Origin of the sequence: uncultured Kordia sp. (genome assembly GCF_947489565.1) — a bacterium.
GTDB lineage: Bacteria > Bacteroidota > Bacteroidia > Flavobacteriales > Flavobacteriaceae > Kordia.
In genome coordinates, this window is record NZ_CANLEA010000034.1 from 1 (window position 1) to 17400 (window position 17400).

12 protein-coding genes are annotated in these 17400 nt (G+C 37.2%); 8 read left to right on the top strand and 4 right to left on the bottom strand.

Translation table 11 applies throughout. The features are described 5' to 3' along the window. From Q0845_RS26510 to Q0845_RS26540, 7 genes are all read left to right on the top strand, one after another. On the top strand, positions 1-4593 hold a 4593-nt coding region (locus Q0845_RS26510), incomplete at its 5' end, for a gliding motility-associated C-terminal domain-containing protein (RefSeq protein ID WP_298520705.1). Positions 4594-4648: 55 nt separating this feature from the next. Then, on the top strand, positions 4649-5593 hold the full coding sequence (locus Q0845_RS26515; RefSeq protein WP_298520708.1) for a type IX secretion system membrane protein PorP/SprF: 945 nt from the start codon (positions 4649-4651) through the stop codon (positions 5591-5593). A 20-nt stretch (positions 5594-5613) separates the two neighbouring features. Continuing rightward, positions 5614-7569 carry an OmpA family protein gene (locus Q0845_RS26520; RefSeq protein WP_298520711.1) on the top strand — a complete coding sequence of 652 codons (1956 nt, stop codon included), beginning with the start codon at positions 5614-5616 and terminating at the stop codon, positions 7567-7569. 184 nt (positions 7570-7753) lie between these two features. After that, positions 7754-8662: an SIR2 family protein gene (locus Q0845_RS26525; RefSeq protein ID WP_298520714.1), complete on the top strand. Its 909-nt coding sequence runs from the start codon at positions 7754-7756 to the stop codon at positions 8660-8662. A gap of 263 nt (positions 8663-8925) precedes the next feature. Further along, entirely contained in the window at positions 8926-10320 is a 1395-nt protein-coding gene (locus tag Q0845_RS26530) for a S9 family peptidase (protein ID WP_298520715.1), read from the top strand. Between the two features lie 78 nt (positions 10321-10398). Further along, the gene (locus Q0845_RS26535; RefSeq protein ID WP_298520717.1) at positions 10399-11463 is read left to right on the top strand and encodes a sensor histidine kinase; all 1065 of its coding nucleotides are present in this window, start codon (positions 10399-10401) and stop codon (positions 11461-11463) included. Positions 11464-11465: 2 nt separating this feature from the next. Further along, entirely contained in the window at positions 11466-12188 is a 723-nt protein-coding gene (locus Q0845_RS26540; RefSeq protein WP_298520720.1) for a LytTR family DNA-binding domain-containing protein, read from the top strand. Positions 12189-12250: 62 nt separating this feature from the next. Here Q0845_RS26540 and Q0845_RS26545 read toward each other — a convergent pair whose 3' ends face one another. The 4 genes from Q0845_RS26545 to Q0845_RS26560 form a co-directional block, all read right to left on the bottom strand. After that, positions 12251-13027 (bottom strand): nuclear transport factor 2 family protein, encoded by a 777-nt coding sequence (locus tag Q0845_RS26545; protein WP_298520724.1) that lies wholly within the window; start codon positions 13025-13027, stop codon positions 12251-12253. Between the two features lie 200 nt (positions 13028-13227). Continuing rightward, a complete protein-coding gene (locus Q0845_RS26550) occupies positions 13228-14100 on the bottom strand; it encodes a helix-turn-helix transcriptional regulator (protein ID WP_298520727.1) in 873 nt (290 codons plus the stop codon). Positions 14101-14113: 13 nt separating this feature from the next. Further along, complete coding sequence (gene rluF, locus Q0845_RS26555; RefSeq protein ID WP_298520731.1) at positions 14114-14848, bottom strand: 23S rRNA pseudouridine(2604) synthase RluF; 735 nt, start codon at positions 14846-14848, stop codon at positions 14114-14116. Between the two features lie 78 nt (positions 14849-14926). Next, positions 14927-15784, bottom strand: a complete 858-nt coding sequence (locus Q0845_RS26560) for a hypothetical protein (protein WP_298520734.1) — start codon at positions 15782-15784, stop codon at positions 14927-14929. A gap of 295 nt (positions 15785-16079) precedes the next feature. Between Q0845_RS26560 and Q0845_RS26565 the strand changes: the two genes are divergently transcribed. After that, positions 16080-17294: an NAD(P)/FAD-dependent oxidoreductase gene (locus Q0845_RS26565; protein WP_298520737.1), complete on the top strand. Its 1215-nt coding sequence runs from the start codon at positions 16080-16082 to the stop codon at positions 17292-17294. The last annotated feature ends 106 nt before the right edge of the window (positions 17295-17400 follow it).

Below are 17400 nucleotides of genomic sequence, written 5' to 3' on the forward strand. Positions count from 1 at the left end.
GACAATGACGGATTAAACAACGGAGAAGAAACTACAGGCGTAGACGATCCAACAACACCAGCCGATCCAAATGGTAACACAACCGATCCACAAGATCCAGATACGGATGGTGACGGTGTGACTGACGGAGATGAAGCAAATGATGGAACGAATCCAAACGATCCATGTGATTTTGTAGCAGCCAACCAAACGGTAGCAGTAGAAGCAGCATGGAATGGTTTAGATTGTGATAATGACGGACTAACCAATGAAGAAGAGGTTACAGGAGTAGATGATCCAACGACGCCAGCGAATCCAAATGGTAATACAACCGATCCACAAGATCCAGACACGGATGGAGACGGAGTTACTGACGGAATAGAAGCAGTTGATGGAACCGATCCAAACGATCCATGTCTATACGAAGCATCAAGTCAAGACATCACTGCTGTAGAAGTGGCTTGGAATGACTTAGATTGTGATAATGATGGATTAAACAACGGAGAAGAAACTACAGGCGTAGACGATCCAGCAACACCAGCTGATCCAAATGGAAACACAACCGATCCACAAGATCCAGATACGGATGGCGACGGTGTGACTGATGGAGACGAAGCAAATGACGGAACAAATCCAAACGATCCATGTGACTTTGTAGCAGCGAATCAAACGGTAACGGTAGAAGCAGCATGGAACGGATTAGACTGTGATAATGATGGACTGACCAATGAAGAAGAAGTTACAGGCATAGATGATCCAACAACACCAGCGAATCCAAACGGCAATACAACCGATCCACAAGATCCAGATACGGATGGCGACGGAGTTACTGACGGAATAGAAGCAGTAGATGGAACTGATCCAAACGATCCATGTTTATATGAAGCATCAAGTCAAGATATCACTGCTGTAGAAGCAGCATGGAACGACTTAGATTGTGACAATGACGGATTAAACAACGGAGAAGAAACCACAGGAGTAGATGATCCATCAACGCCAGCTGATCCAAATGGTAATACAACCGATCCACAAGATCCAGACACGGATGGTGACGGTGTGACTGACGGAGATGAAGCAAATGATGGAACGAATCCAAACGATCCATGTGATTTTGTAGCAGCCAACCAAACGGTAGCAGTAGAAGCAGCATGGAATGGTTTAGATTGTGATAATGACGGACTAACCAATGAAGAAGAGGTTACAGGAGTAGATGATCCAACGACGCCAGCGAATCCAAATGGTAATACAACCGATCCACAAGATCCAGACACGGATGGAGACGGAGTTACTGACGGAATAGAAGCAGTTGATGGAACCGATCCAAACGATCCATGTCTATACGAAGCATCAAGTCAAGACATCACTGCTGTAGAAGTGGCTTGGAATGACTTAGATTGTGATAATGATGGATTAAACAACGGAGAAGAAACTACAGGCGTAGACGATCCAGCAACACCAGCTGATCCAAATGGAAACACAACCGATCCACAAGATCCAGATACGGATGGCGACGGTGTGACTGATGGAGACGAAGCAAATGACGGAACAAATCCAAACGATCCATGTGACTTTGTAGCAGCGAATCAAACGGTAACGGTAGAAGCAGCATGGAACGGATTAGACTGTGATAATGATGGACTGACCAATGAAGAAGAAGTTACAGGCATAGATGATCCAACAACACCAGCGAATCCAAACGGCAATACAACCGATCCACAAGATCCAGATACGGATGGCGACGGAGTTACTGACGGAATAGAAGCAGTAGATGGAACTGATCCAAACGATCCATGTTTATATGAAGCATCAAGTCAAGATATCACTGCTGTAGAAGCAGCATGGAACGACTTAGATTGTGACAATGACGGATTAAACAACGGAGAAGAAACCACAGGAGTAGATGATCCATCAACGCCAGCTGATCCAAATGGTAATACAACCGATCCACAAGATCCAGACACGGACGGAGACGGAGTAACTGACGGAGACGAGGCAAATGATGGAACGAATCCAAATGATCCATGTGACTTTGTAGCAGCAAACCAAACAGTAACAGTTGATGCAACTTGGAACGATCTAGACTGTGATAATGACGGACTGACGAATGAAGAAGAAGTAACAGGCGTAGACGATCCAACAACACCAGCAAATCCAAACGGAAACACAACGGACCCACAAAATCCAGATACGGATGGAGACGGCGTAACCGATGGAGATGAAGCAAATGATGGAACTGATCCAAACGATCCGTGTAGTCTTGAAATCCTGAGTCAAACAGTGACAGCTTCCATGATGTGGAATGATTTAGACTGTGACAATGACGGATTAAATAATGAAGAAGAGCTTACAGGAGTAGACGATCCAACAACACCAGCCGATCCAAATGGAAACACAACCGATCCACAAGATCCAGACACGGATGGAGACGGTGTAACCGATGGAGACGAAGCAAATGACGGAACGAATCCAAATGATCCTTGTGATTTTATAACAGCAAGTCAAACGGTAGCAGTAGAAGCAGCATGGAATGGTTTAGATTGTGATAATGACGGACTAACCAATGAAGAAGAAGTTACAGGCGTAGATGATCCTTCGACTCCAGCGAATCCAAACGGAAACACAACCGATCCACAAGATCCAGACACGGATGGAGACGGAGTTACTGATGGAGACGAAGCAAACGATGGTACAAATCCAAATGATCCTTGTGATTATATTTCAGGAAGTCAAACGGTAGCAGTCGATGCAGCTTGGAGTAGTCTAGATTGTGATAATGATGGACTAAATAATGATGAAGAGTTGACAGGAACGGATGATCCAGCAACACCAGCGAATCCAAATGGTAATATGACCGATCCACAAGATCCAGATACGGATGGAGACGGAGTTACCGATGGAGATGAAGCAAACGATGGCACTGATCCAAACGATCCTTGTGATTTAATATTAGCAAGTCAATCAGTACCAGTAGAAGCAGTTTGGAATGATTTAGACTGTGATAATGACGGACTGACAAACGAAGAGGAAGTAACAGGAGTAGACGATCCAGCAACACCAGCCGATCCAAATGGTAACGTAACAAATCCATTGAATCCAGATACGGATGGCGACGGAGTTACTGACGGAGATGAAGCAGTTGATGGTACAAATCCAAACGATCCATGTGAATACAATCCAGTAAATCAAGATTTAGCAATCGTAACGGCTGCTTGGAATGATTTAGACTGTGATAGTGATGGATTGACAAATGGAGAAGAAGCTACAGGAATAGACGATCCTAATACGCCGATCGATCCTAATGGTAATATAACGGATCCATTAGATGAAGATACAGACGGCGATGGAGTTACTGATGGAGATGAAGCAAACGATGGTACAGATCCGAATGATCCTTGTGACTTTATACCAGCAAGTCAAACAGTTCCAGCGGATACAGCTTTTGAAAACCTAGACTGTGATGGTGATGGAGTAACAAATGCACAAGAAATAACAGATGGTACAGATCCAGATGATCCTTGTGACTATAATGCTTCAAACCAAAACATAGCAATTGTAACCGATGCTTGGGATGCAATCGATTGTGATGGAGATGGTGTAGTGAACGGTCAGGAAATATTAGATGCGACCGATCCACAAAACCCATGTGACTTTGATGTCAATAGTCAAGATGTATCTATCATTACGATGAACTTTGATGATCTCGATTGTGATGGCGATGGAGTTACAAACGGTCAAGAAGCAATTGACGGAACTGATCCAGAAGATCCTTGTGAATACGAAGTATTGAGTCAAGATATCTCAGCGGTAACAGTTGATTGGGAAATGATTGATTGTGATGGTGATGGAGTGACAAACGGTGATGAAGTTACTGATGGAACTCGTGTACAAGATCCATGTGATTACGACACAGCAAGTCAAGACTTAGCCACAGTAAGTGCCGCATGGAGCAATGCAGATTGTGATGGTGATGGAGTAACGAATGGCGATGAAGTTGCAGATGGAACCAATCCTTTAGATGATTGTAGTCTCAACATAGCAAGTCAAACGGTAGCACCTTCTGATGCATGGAATAATGGAGATTGTGATGGCGATGGAGTTACAAATGCTGTCGAAGTTTCCAATGATAACACCAATCCAGCAGATCCATGTGATTTTGACTTCAACAGTCAAGACTTAAGTACGGTAAGTGCTGCATGGTTAGCACTCAACTGTGATGGTGATGCAATTCCAAACGGAGACGAACTTGGAGATGAAAACGGAAATGACATTCCAGACTACTTAGAGGTAAACAACGGAGATCCAAATGTTCCTCTAGAAGTATATGACATAGTAACACCAAATGGTGATGGACTCAATGATGTGTTCACTATCAGAGGAATTCAAAACTTCCCTAACAATAACTTAAAAATCTATAACAGATGGGGAGTTAAAGTATACGATGTAGACGGATATGGTCAAGGAAATAAATTCTTCCGAGGATACTCTGAAGGTAGAGTCACCATAGCAAAAGACGATCGCTTACCTGTAGGAACCTACTACTATGTACTGTCTTATGTAGACGGAAACGGCAATAGACAAGAAAAAGCAGGACCACTTTACATTAATAGAAGATAAAAACAATACAAACACCTATCGGAGTTTTGCTCCGGTAGGTATAATACATACACTTATGAAAAAAAATTATGTAACCATTATAGCTCTACTGGTTTTAGTGTTGTTCTCTAATCATACAACAGCTCAACAAGATGCGCAGTATACCCAATACATGTACAATACGTTGAGTATAAATCCTGCCTATGCTGGATCAAGAGATGTGTTTAGTTTTCTAGGATTATACAGAACGCAGTGGGTAGGACTAGATGGAGCACCAAGAACTTTTACGGCGTCTATGCATTCACCAGTAGGAAAGCGTGTCGGATTAGGTCTTAATATAACCAATGACGAAATATTTATTGCCAAAGAAAGTTACATCGATATCGATTTTAGCTACACCTTAGATGTAGGAGAGCAAGGACGATTGGCATTAGGTATAAAAGCAGGAGCACATTTATTAGATATAGATTCTAACAGACTCAATACAGGAGCATTCAATCCAGGTGATCCAGATGCCATGATCAATATTGATAGGCGTTTTTCGCCACAATTTGGAGCCGGATTATATTATCATACGCCTAAATTTTACTTAGGATTGAGTGTGCCAAACATGCTAGAAACAGAACATTTTGATGAATCTTCAAATAACAATAACTCAAGCGCAACAGCCAGAGAACGTGTCAATTACTATTTAATGACAGGATATGTATTTGATCTTTCAAATGAAGTGAAATTTAAACCCGCAGGTTTGGTAAAGTTAGTAGCAGGAGCACCTTTACAGGTAGATGTATCTGCTAACTTTTTAATCTATGACAAACTCACGCTTGGAGCCGCATATCGATGGAGTGCTGCACTCAGCGCTATGGCCGGATTTCAACTATCGGATCAATTCATGATTGGATTTGCATACGATAGAGAAACTACGCAACTACAACAATTCAACGATGGTTCTTACGAAGTATTTCTTCGATTTGAACTCTTCAAGCGAAACAAACGTATGGTATCACCAAGATTCTTTTAATCCAACAAAAATAGTTACACATGAGATATACAATATACACAATCATAGCTGTCTTAATCGTTGGAATAGGAGCGGTTAACGCACAAGAAAAAAATATCAAAAAAGGAAATAATCAATATGATAATTATGCCTTTATCGATGCACGTGAAGCGTACCTGAAAGTAGCTGAAGAAGGATATCAATCGGTAGAATTATTAGCGCGGTTAGGTGATTCTTACTATTTCACAGCAGATTATGCAAATGCAGCAAAATGGTACGGAGCTTTATATAACTTTTCAGAAGATATTGATTCAGAATATTTATACAGGTATGCGCTTTCGCTAAAAAGTACAGAACAATATGCGACTTCAGATGCGATCATGGAAAAATTTTATGAAAGGAAAGGAGAAGACTTTCGCGGAAAATTATTTGTAAACGAACGCAATTATTTACAAGAAATAGAACAACAATCAGGACGTTTTAAACTTGAAAAAACAATCTTCAATTCCGACTTGTCAGATTTTGCACCTTCGTTCTATCAAAACAGATTGGTATTTGCATCCAACAGATCAAATCGTGGTGCCACCAAAAGAATTCATGATTGGAACGAACAACCTTTTCTAGATTTATATCAGGTAAATATTGTCTCAGAAGATGAAGCAAATACCGTTGAAAAAATGTCAAGAGACATCAACTCAAAATATCACGAATCTACAGCAGTCTATACAAAAGACGGAAACACCTTATATTTTACACGAAACAATTACACAAATAAAGAATACAAAGAAGACGATCAAGGAACAAACAAGTTAAAACTCTACAGAGCCACACGCGAAAATGACAAGTGGAATGTAGAAGAATTACCGTTTAACAGTGATCAATATTCAGTAGCGCATCCAGCATTAAGCGCAGATGAAAAAACATTATACTTTGCTTCTGACAAACCAGGAGGAAAAGGACAGTCAGACTTATACAAAGTAGCAATTAAAGGAACGGAGTTTGGAGAACCTGAAAATTTAGGAGATACCATCAATACAGAAGGTAGAGAAACCTTTCCGTTTATCAGTAAAGATAATAAGCTTTATTTTTCATCCGATGGACATGTTGGTTTGGGAGGGTTAGATGTTTTTGTGTCAGATATTGACAGGGCAAATGACTTCAGGGAAGTTTTTAACTTGGGTCGCCCAATCAACAGTCCTGAGGATGATTTTACGTTTATCATTAACGAAACTACAGGAAGCGGATATTTCGCTTCCAATCGTGAAGGCGGTATGGGAGATGATGATATTTACAGCTTTACGCGAACACAAAAAATCATTTCAAAATGTAGCCAAAAACTAGAAGGAATCGTATTGGATGAACAAACAAACAATCCAATTCCAAACGCTAAAGTCGTATTGTTGGATGGTGATACCAATGTTTTAGCGCAAACATTTGCCAAAGATGACGGAAGTTTTGAGTTTCCTTTAGATTGTAATACGCAATATGCCATTAGAGCAGCAAAGGAAAACTATACCACTGCCGAAAAAACATTTGGAACCACAAACGAACTCAATAAAACAATCAAAAAAACGCTATTTCTCAAAACAGGAAACTCTTTAGAAAAACCAATTGTAGCTCCTATTGGTGCTGATTTGGTGAAAATACTAGGATTAAATCCAATCTATTTTGATTTAGATAAAGACTATATCCGAGCAGATGCAGAAATAGAATTACGCAAAGTAATTGCAGTAATGAAACTATATCCAGATATGAAAATTGACGTGCGCTCACACACAGATAGTAGAGCGGATGACGATTATAATATGGATTTATCAAATCGACGTGCACAATCTACCATGCAATTTCTAATAACCAATGGTATCAATGAAAGTAGGCTCAAAGGCAAGGGCTACGGAGAAACTAGGCACGTCAATAGATGTCGTAACGGTGTCCCATGCACTGAATACGAACATCAACTGAATAGACGAAGTGAATTTATCATCATAGAAAATTAATACGATTCGAGTACGTGGCAATTTTTAAAAAAAACGCTTGTCTATTTAAGCCCTGGAGTGTCGCTTACTCTGGGGCTTTCTTCTTTTTATAATATGACTAGAGTGAGTTCAACTTTTGAAAGGAAACGCTAAATACGTATCTTCACCACAAAGGATAAAATAACAACATCAATACGCGAAAACCATGACTAAAACAGCTTCAGAAATACAAGAAATTCTTTTTACTCACAAAGAAGATCTAGGTTTTATTTTAGGAAATGGAATCAATTTGCATTACCAAAAAGACAATGTTTCATGGTATAACTTATTGCTCGATTTATGGAAAACTCATGCCGATGAACCTATGGACGAAATTCCAGAAGGTATCTCATTCATAGAATTTTATGATGCTTTGGGTTTGCAAAATGTAACACAATCCGGCTTTTCAACACAATTACAAAAAGATGTAAAAGCAAAAATGTTAGACTGGCAACCTGACAATGCACAAAACTTAATATTAGATAAAATAAAAACATTCAATGCGCCAATCTTGACGACTAATTTTGACGATTTAATTCCAAAATCGATGAAGCTAGACATGCATCGAATTGCAAACACAAGTTTCACAGATCACTACCCTTGGGCAACATATTATGCAAACAATGAACTCAAATCGCCATTAGATGGTTTTGGTGTTTGGTATATGAATGGAATGGTAAAATATCACAGAAGCATCAAACTTGGACTATCTGAATATATGGGAAATGTAGAACGTGCGCGTAAAATGGTCAATAATAATTACGGCTACATTCCTAACAACACTACAAATCCTTGGGTTGCAAACAATACGTGGATTGATATCATGTTCAATAAATCCTTATGTATTTTCGGATTAAGTCTGGACGAAACAGAAGTTTTTTTCAGATGGTTACTCATTCAACGCGCCAAATTCTTCAAGCGTTTTCCAAAATACAGTCACAAAGGATGGTACATCATGAAATCTGAAGACAATAACCCAAAAACGATTGGAAAAAAATTCTTCCTTAAATCTGTTGGAATAGAAGTCATTGAAGTAGAAGACTATCCTGTTTTATATGAAGACATCTGGAAGTAGTTAGGTTTTAGGTCTTAGGTTTTAGGTCTTGGGAAGTTTCTCAAGAACGCTCAAATCAACAAATCAACAAAAGAACAAATCAACAAATAAGAAGTTCACATGTTTATAAGTTTACAAGTTTAGTCTTTGAAACAAAGAATAACATATCATATTACCAACACCCAACAAACCGTTCACCACAATCAATTTCCCGTTCGCCATATTTTCGATTGTAGAAACTCCAAAGTGCTATACTTTTACATCGTAATCAAAAAACGACAGACATGCAATCATTATTCAAACTCATCTTTAGGCTCGCATTTTTCTTGGCAGCTATCGTTGCCTCCGCGCAAGATATCTCAGGAACTTGGAAAGGAGAATTAAGTATACAAGGAATAGAACTTCCTATTGTATTCAATATTTCTCAAAGCGACAATGGATTTACAACAACGTTAGACAGTCCAAAGCAAAACGCATTCGACATGCCTACAGACAAAACGACGTTTGTAAATAATAAACTAACCATTACATATGGAGACATTGCAATGGAATATACAGCAATGTATGAAAATGGTGCTTTCACAGGAACATTCACTCAAGCAGGACAATCATTTCCTTTAGATATGAAAAGAGGAGAAAAAGAAGCCAAAAAAGAAAGACCACAAGAACCTAAAAAACCTTATCCGTACGCTTCCGAAGAAGTAAATTTTATAAACAAGAAAGCGGATAATATTAAGTTTTCAGGAACCTTAACGATTCCTGCAAATGTGAAAAATCCACCTGTAGCCATTCTAATTACAGGTTCAGGACCACAAAATCGTGATGAAGAACTATTGGGACACAGACCATTCTTAGTCTTAGCAGATCACTTAACAAGACAAGGAATTGCCGTATTACGTTATGACGATAGAGGAACAGCAAAATCGGAAGGTAATTTCTCAGCAGCTACTTCGTTTGACTTTGCTAACGATGTAGAAGCAGCCATGGAATACTTGCAAACACGTAGTGATGTTGTAGATCCCAACAAAATTGGATTAGTAGGGCACAGTGAAGGTGGATTGATAGCGCCAATAGTCGCTGCTAGAAACAACAAAGTAGCATTTTGTGTACTATTAGCAGGACCTGGCGTAGACGGAAAAGAAGTACTACTTACACAAGGAAAACGTGCCGCAGAATTAGAAGGATATCCAGCAAGTGATATTGCGATTTCTCAAGAAGTATCTGCAAAAGTTTTTGACATCTGTGCTGACTTTAAAGGAGAAGCTTCAAAAAAACAAATGAAGGAATTAATTGAAAGTATAAAAACAAAAATGACTTCTCCAAAAGCAAAAGAAGAATTAACAGATGCTAATATCAACCGACAAATTGAAATGTTTACTTCTCCATGGATGCAAGCGTTCTTAGGATACGATCCGCAAACATCTTTGAAAAAAGTAAACTGCCCAGTATTGGCCATTAATGGAGAAAAAGATTTTCAAGTATTGCCAAAACTAAACTTAGACGGAATTAAAAAAGGATTACAACATAATAAAGACGTAACTATCAAGGAATTTAAGGACCTAAACCACCTATTTCAAACCTCAGAAACAGGAGCATTAAGTGAATATTCTGAAATAGAAGAAACATTTGCTCCTGTTGCGTTAAACTTTGTTTCAGAGTGGATCAACGCAAGATTCTAAATCATCAATCAATAGTAATGCACTTTTTCAGCCTCGAGAAAGTGCATTTTCAATACATTTGACACCTATTTTTAAGATATGGCAACTCCCAAGAAAGCAAATACATACATTTTCTGGCTCTTACAAATTTTTGGTTGGGGATCATTAATTAGTATCAATATTTGGGCACAAACAAACTTCGGAAATAGCAATCGTGAAGTTCAAACGAGCTACTTTCTTTTTGAAGGATTGACATTTGTTATTCTAGGTGTTGGACTTACATCTTGGTTGAGATTATACCTAAAACGAATCAATTTTATTGAAAACCAAACACGAAAAAATTACCTGAAAGTAATTCTCTTGTATTTGTTAATATCATTTGTATTTGTATTTGTACTCATTTTTATGAGTGAAATGCTCTATACTTCAATTCATGGAAAAGCACTTGAAATTACGGATAGAATCATCTTTCCTACCTCTATAAATGTCAGTATTTATATATTCTTTTGGATATTGCTGTACGTGGCCATTAAATCAATTATGCGTATGCAACGTAATAAAATGGATCATTTACGTTTAGAAGCTTCTCTGAAAGAATCGCAATTAAATACACTCAAAGGACAACTCAATCCGCACTTTATGTTTAACAGTTTAAATAATATTCGCGGACTTATGTTGGAAGATGTCAATAAATCGAGAGAAATGTTGACAAGACTTTCAGAAATGTTACGATATTCTTTAAACATGAATAAAGTAGATGCCATACAAATTGAACAAGAAATAGAAACGGTAGTCAACTATGTAGCGCTTTCTAAAATTCAATTAGAAGATCGTTTACAATACGAACAAGAAGTGGACGAATCCTTGCTACAAGTAAAAATTCCGCCAATGATTTTGCAAATGTTGGTAGAAAATGGCATCAAACACGGCGTATCTACTCAGAAAAATGGAGGAAAAATAAAATTGATTGTCACAGATAATAATGAAGAAATCGTTTTACAAGTCAACAATACAGGAACGCTAAAATCGGAGACAGATTCTACAAAAATTGGCGTCGATAATATCAAGCAACGCTTAGAATTACTTTATGGAGAAAAAGCTACATTTACATTAAATGAAGTAGAAAATGAAGTGCATGCTATCATCAAAATACCTGTAAATTAGATATGGAAAGCATAACCGCAATCATAGTAGAAGACTCTCGCTTGGCGCGAAATGAACTCAAAGAACTCTTAAAAAAGCATCCGCAAATTGAATTGATCGCAGAAGCTGAAAATGTAGACAAAGCCTACGAACTCATCAATGAAAAACAGCCGCGAGTTTTATTTTTAGACATCAATATGCCTGAAAAAAATGGTTTTGAGTTACTAGAAATGTTAGACAATGTGCCTATCACAATTTTTACAACAGCATATGACGAATATGCGATTAAATCTTTTGAATACAACGCTTTTGATTACTTGCTAAAACCCATCAATCAAGGTCGATTTTCCAAAACCATAGAAAAAGTCATTGCGACTATTGAAAAAGAAGCTACAGAAGAAAAACCATATGAGTTGCATCGTCAAATATTTATCAAAGATGGCGAAAACTGTTGGCTCATTCGAGTTTCAGAGATTGCCGTATTCGAAATAGTTGGAAACTATACAAGAGTCTATTTTGAAGATCACAAACCATTAATTTACAAGTCGCTCAACCAAATAGAAGCCAAACTGCCAGAAGAAACTTTTTTCAGAGCCAACCGACAGCAAATCGTCAATTTAAACCATGTAGGCAAAGTCATTCCTTGGTTCAATGGAAAACTCAAAGTCACCATAAAAGACTCCAATCAAGAAATCGAAATCTCACGCAGACAATCATACAAGTTTAAAGAACTTTTAGGGTTCTAAAAAAAACAAAAAAGTCTGACGTTAGTCAGACTTTTATATATAACAATTAACAATACTAAGTTTTAGAAATTAAACTTTCCATTCGTATTCTTTCTATCTGCTTCTGGAAGTATCGTTTCCATCACGTCCCAATGTTCCGCAATTTTGCCATTTGCAACGCGGAACAAATCGTAAAAAGAAGTAGGTTGTCCACCAAAAGTTCCTTCGCTTACTGCCAAAACAAAATTTCCTTCTCCCAAAACAATGTGATTTTTGGTGTACACCATCGTAATTCCTTGTTTTGCCATTGCTTCCAAAGCTGCACCTAAACCAGAAACGCCATCTGCAATCGCAGGATTGTGCTGAATATAATTATCGCCATCAAAATAATTTCCAAGTTTATCAAACTGACCATTCACCAAAATAGTAGCAACAAAATCCTTGATCAATGCTTTATTTGCGGCAGTATTTTCGGCATCTGTACTCGAAGTTGGTCCGTCGGTTTGTGTATGTCCACTTGGGTTTGGTACTGCTTTTTCTAGTAAATTATCCCAATGTTCAACGATCAATCCGTCTTCGAAACGGAAAATATCAAAACCTACTTTTGGACCAAAAAAGTCATATTCAGTATGTGTAAATACATAATTTCCATCTTCATAAGCTCTTACCACTTTTGCTTTAAATCCGCCTTCTGGTTTGTGCTGTAATACTTCTCCAAATCCTTCCAATCCGTCAGCAACGGCCAAATTGTGTTGAATGTATTTGTTCGGGTTAATATAAGCGACTGCTGTTTGATCGCCTGTTTCTAAACTTTCCAATACAGCGACTGCTTTTTCCTTGTTTGATACTGTTTTTTCCATTGTTGTTTGTGTTTCTGTGTTTGTAGTGGTTTCTTTTTTCTTCTGTGTTGTATTACATGACACTATTGCAAATGCGCATATAATAAGTGTGCTTTTTACCTTCATTGTATTTGATTATTTGTAATGAGACAAAAGTATACTTGAATAGAAAAAAAGCGTAGGTATAAGTTGAAATAAAAAAGGTTAAAGTCGAACCTAAACTATTTAGAGTGTAGTTTTTTGAACTGATTTGGGGTTAATTCAGTATATTTTTTAAAATACTTAACGAAGTTAGTCGATTCCGTAAATCCTAATTGATACGCAAGTTCAGTACTTTTAATACGAGAATTAATCAAATTTCTTTTAGCTTCCAGAATGATAAAATCATCAATGCATTGTTTGGCAGTTTTCTGAATGACTTCTTTACAAATATGATTCAAATGTTTGTAAGTTATGCCTAAAGATTTTGCATAAAAATCAGCATTTCTACTTGTGGTATACTGATGTTTAATTAAGTTTTCAAACTGTATAAATAAATACAAATAATTAGATTCGGTTGTAAATTCTACTTGCTGATGGCGTAACTGTTCTATTTTAGAAACAATAATGGTGAAGAGGCCGCTGACAATAGCTTCTTTGTGAGTTTGTTCGACATTGTAAAACTCTTGAAACAACAAGTCAAAATAAGAAACCACATTTCTATCTTCAGGAATCTGAATCACTGGCGAAAATAATTGCGAAGCAAACAATCGAAAAATAATAGATTCTGGCAGTATTTTAAACTGTTTCTCAAAATAGGTCTGCGTAAATAAAATAGCATAACCTGTCACATTTTCGGCAAACTGAAAAGCATTTACTTGTCCTTTCCGAATACAAACCAACGCGTTTTTGCGAATTTCATGCGAAACAAAATCAATCAAATGTTTTGTATTGCCGTTTGTATATAAAAAGAAAGCGTAAAAATCTGTTTGATGCGGTTGTTCAGGATCGTGATCATGCGAACGTATCAAAATATCTTCCAAGCGAAGAATTTCTATACCATCTAGTTTGTCGTAACCAGATTGAAATCGGATCGCTGGAATATCTTGAGACATTTGCTATAAAATTTTATTCGCGATGTGTTTTGGAGGAAGCATTGGTTAAGTCGTTAATTCCTTTCAATTCTTCTTCGGTCAAATGGCGCCACTTTCCAACAGGAACATCCAAAGAAATATTCATAATACGTGTACGTTTCAGTTTGACAACTCTATAATCCAAATATTCGCACATTCTTCTAATTTGACGATTCAAACCTTGTGTCAAAATAATTTTGAAAGTATATTTTGTGAGTTGTTCCACTTTGCATTTTCGGGTCAGTGTTCCTAAAATCGGAATTCCATCGCCCATTTTCTGGATAAAATCACTCGTAATCGGACGATTCACAGTCACTTCATATTCTTTTTCATGATTGTTACGTGCACGAAGAATCTTATTCACGATATCGCCATCACTCGTCAAAAAAATCAAGCCTTCACTCGGTTTATCCAAACGTCCAATTGGGAAAATTCGCGTCGGATAATTAATATAATCAATAATATTATCCTTTTCCACACGCGTATCTGTAGTACATACAATACCAATAGGCTTATTAAATGCCAAATACACTTGTTTCTCCTCCGAATTTGTAATCAACTCACCATCTACGCGAACTTCATCACCAGGTGCAATTTTAGTGCCCATTTCTGGAACTTTCCCGTTAATAGTTACGCGTCGTTGTTCAATTAATTTATCAGCAGCTCTGCGCGAACAGTAACCGGCTTCACTTAAAAACTTATTGATTCTTGTCAGTTGAATATCGCTCATTTAAAATCCTTTACAAAGTGCAAAGCTAAGCAAAATAAAGTTTGGATGACCACAGATGTTGTTGTAGAAAAAAATTATTTAATCAAGTTGAAAGCTATACAAATTTCGACCACTTCCATGCGATTCTTCATCCGAGATATAAACGGTTTTATCATCCTTAAAACAAATACTTTCCTTTTGAGAAGTATGTCCTAAATCGTACTTTTTTACAGTTCCGCTAAAGAAATTATCACCTTTAAAATCGGTAAATTGCCAAACTGCATTATGTGATAGTAATACGACTTTCTTTCCATTTGGACTCATCGCTGCCGAAGTTACCCAACAATCTAAGTCACTACACGTATTAAAAGTACTGATAAACTCCGCTTTGTGTTTTCCGGTGGTAGCTGGAATTTTATACAAATTGGTACGTCCATAATCTGACTTGGTACGACTCTTCGTAAACAAATACAAATATCCATTATGGTGAAAAAAAGATTCTACATCAAAATGTCTTTTCTTCTTTTTGGGAGGAAACTTTTTCTGATCTGGAAACGAAAACTTAATCTTTTCTGGATCAATACTTTTCTTAGAAGCTAAATCAGTCGCAGCTAACTTGTAAATCGTCTGATTCTTTCGAGAATTTGCATTATTGCCAAAATCGCCAACATATAAATTGCCTTCTGCATCTTTTGTCAAATCTTCCCAATCTCTATTTTTTCCTTGAATATACAAGGTTTTGTAAATTTTTCCTTTGGCAGTTACTTCAAACACTTTTGGATCATTTCCACTATCATTAATCATCCAAAAACTATCTGAATTTGGAATGGCTTCCATCCCAGAAACTTCTTTGAGATCACTCGAAATCTTTCCTGCATAATTTAGCTGACCGTAATTCACAGCGCAATTCGTACATAACAAAAGAAATAGGAGATATTTTAAAGAATAAGGCTTCATATTGCTAGGTTTTGGTCAAAAATAGAATAATAAGAAGTAAACATAAAATTTTGTGACTCAATTAAGAAGAGTTTAAGACTTCTGAAATTTTAAATGCTAAATGTTGAATTTTAAATTAAAAAGTATTTCTTTACAAAAAATGGAGTGTAAGCGCTAAAACATAAGAGTAAGCAATTCAAATCAACAAATCAACAAATTAACAAATAAAAGAAGTTTAAGAGTTTATAAGTTTAACGGTTTGCGTTTTTATTAAAAAAGGAGTATAAACAATTTAGCCAACAATCAACAATCATTCATGCAAATCATAGACGTGTTAATAATTGGCGGCGGTGCAGCAGGATTTTTTACAGCAATCAATATAGCTGAAAAACATCCTGAAAGATCTGTTGTCATTGTAGAAAGAGGAAAAGAATTTTTGACCAAAGTTCGTATTTCTGGTGGCGGAAGGTGTAATGTAACGCATGCATGTTTTGATCCGAAAGAACTCATACACTATTATCCAAGAGGCGAAAAAGAACTTTTGGGACCTTTTCATCAATTCTGTTGTGGCGATACCATGGGTTGGTTTGAAGAACGTGGTGTGGAATTGAAAATTGAAGATGATGGAAGAATCTTTCCAGTAACCAATTCTTCTCAAACCATTATTGATTGTTTTCTGCGTGAAGCGAAAAAGTATCAAGTAGACTTCAGAACAAATCATGCGGTTAAAAATATTTCAAAAGGAAACGATTTGTGGCAAGTAGAAACGAGTCAAGGAATTTTACAAGCAAGAAAAGTAGTATTGACCACAGGAAGCAATCCTAAAATGTGGAAACTCTTAGAAACGCTTGGGCATACGATAATTCCTGCGGTTCCATCACTATTTACGTTTAACATCAAAGATGCACGCATCAAAGATTTACTGGGAATTGCAACTCCAGCTAGTGTAAAAGTGGTTGGGACAAAACTAGCATCCAACGGACCATTACTCATCACACATTGGGGAATGAGCGGACCGGGAATTTTAAAACTTTCCGCTTGGGGCGCACGAATTTTGGCTGACAAACAGTATAATTTTCAAATAGAAGTCAATTGGTTAGATCATGTTTCTAAAGATGATTGTTTGGAAATGATCAAAGATTTTAAAATAGAACTAGCTAAAAAAGCGGTGCATAAAAACAATCCGTTCAACTTACCAAAACGTTTGTGGCAACGTATCATTCAAGCAGCAGGAATTAAAGAACAAACGCGTTGGGCAGATCTCAACAAACAACAAACAGAACAATTGGCATGCCAGCTTACAGAGGCTATTTTTAACGTAAAAGGAAAAAGTACGTTCAAAGAAGAATTTGTCACGGCAGGCGGCATTGACCTCAAAGAAGTCAATTTCAAAACCTTCGAAAGTAAAAAACAGCAAGACTTATATTTTGCAGGTGAAATTCTGAATATAGATGCCATTACGGGCGGATTCAACTTTCAGAATGCTTGGACAGGAAGTTATATTATTTCAGAATCGATCTACGATCTTTAGACGCTCTTTGCTTTTAGAATTTTAGTATCGGCTTCGCCTGTTAGACTTGCTGGCGCTCTTAGAATATTAGACTTATTCTCATCGTTAGCACAAGCTAAAACTACGA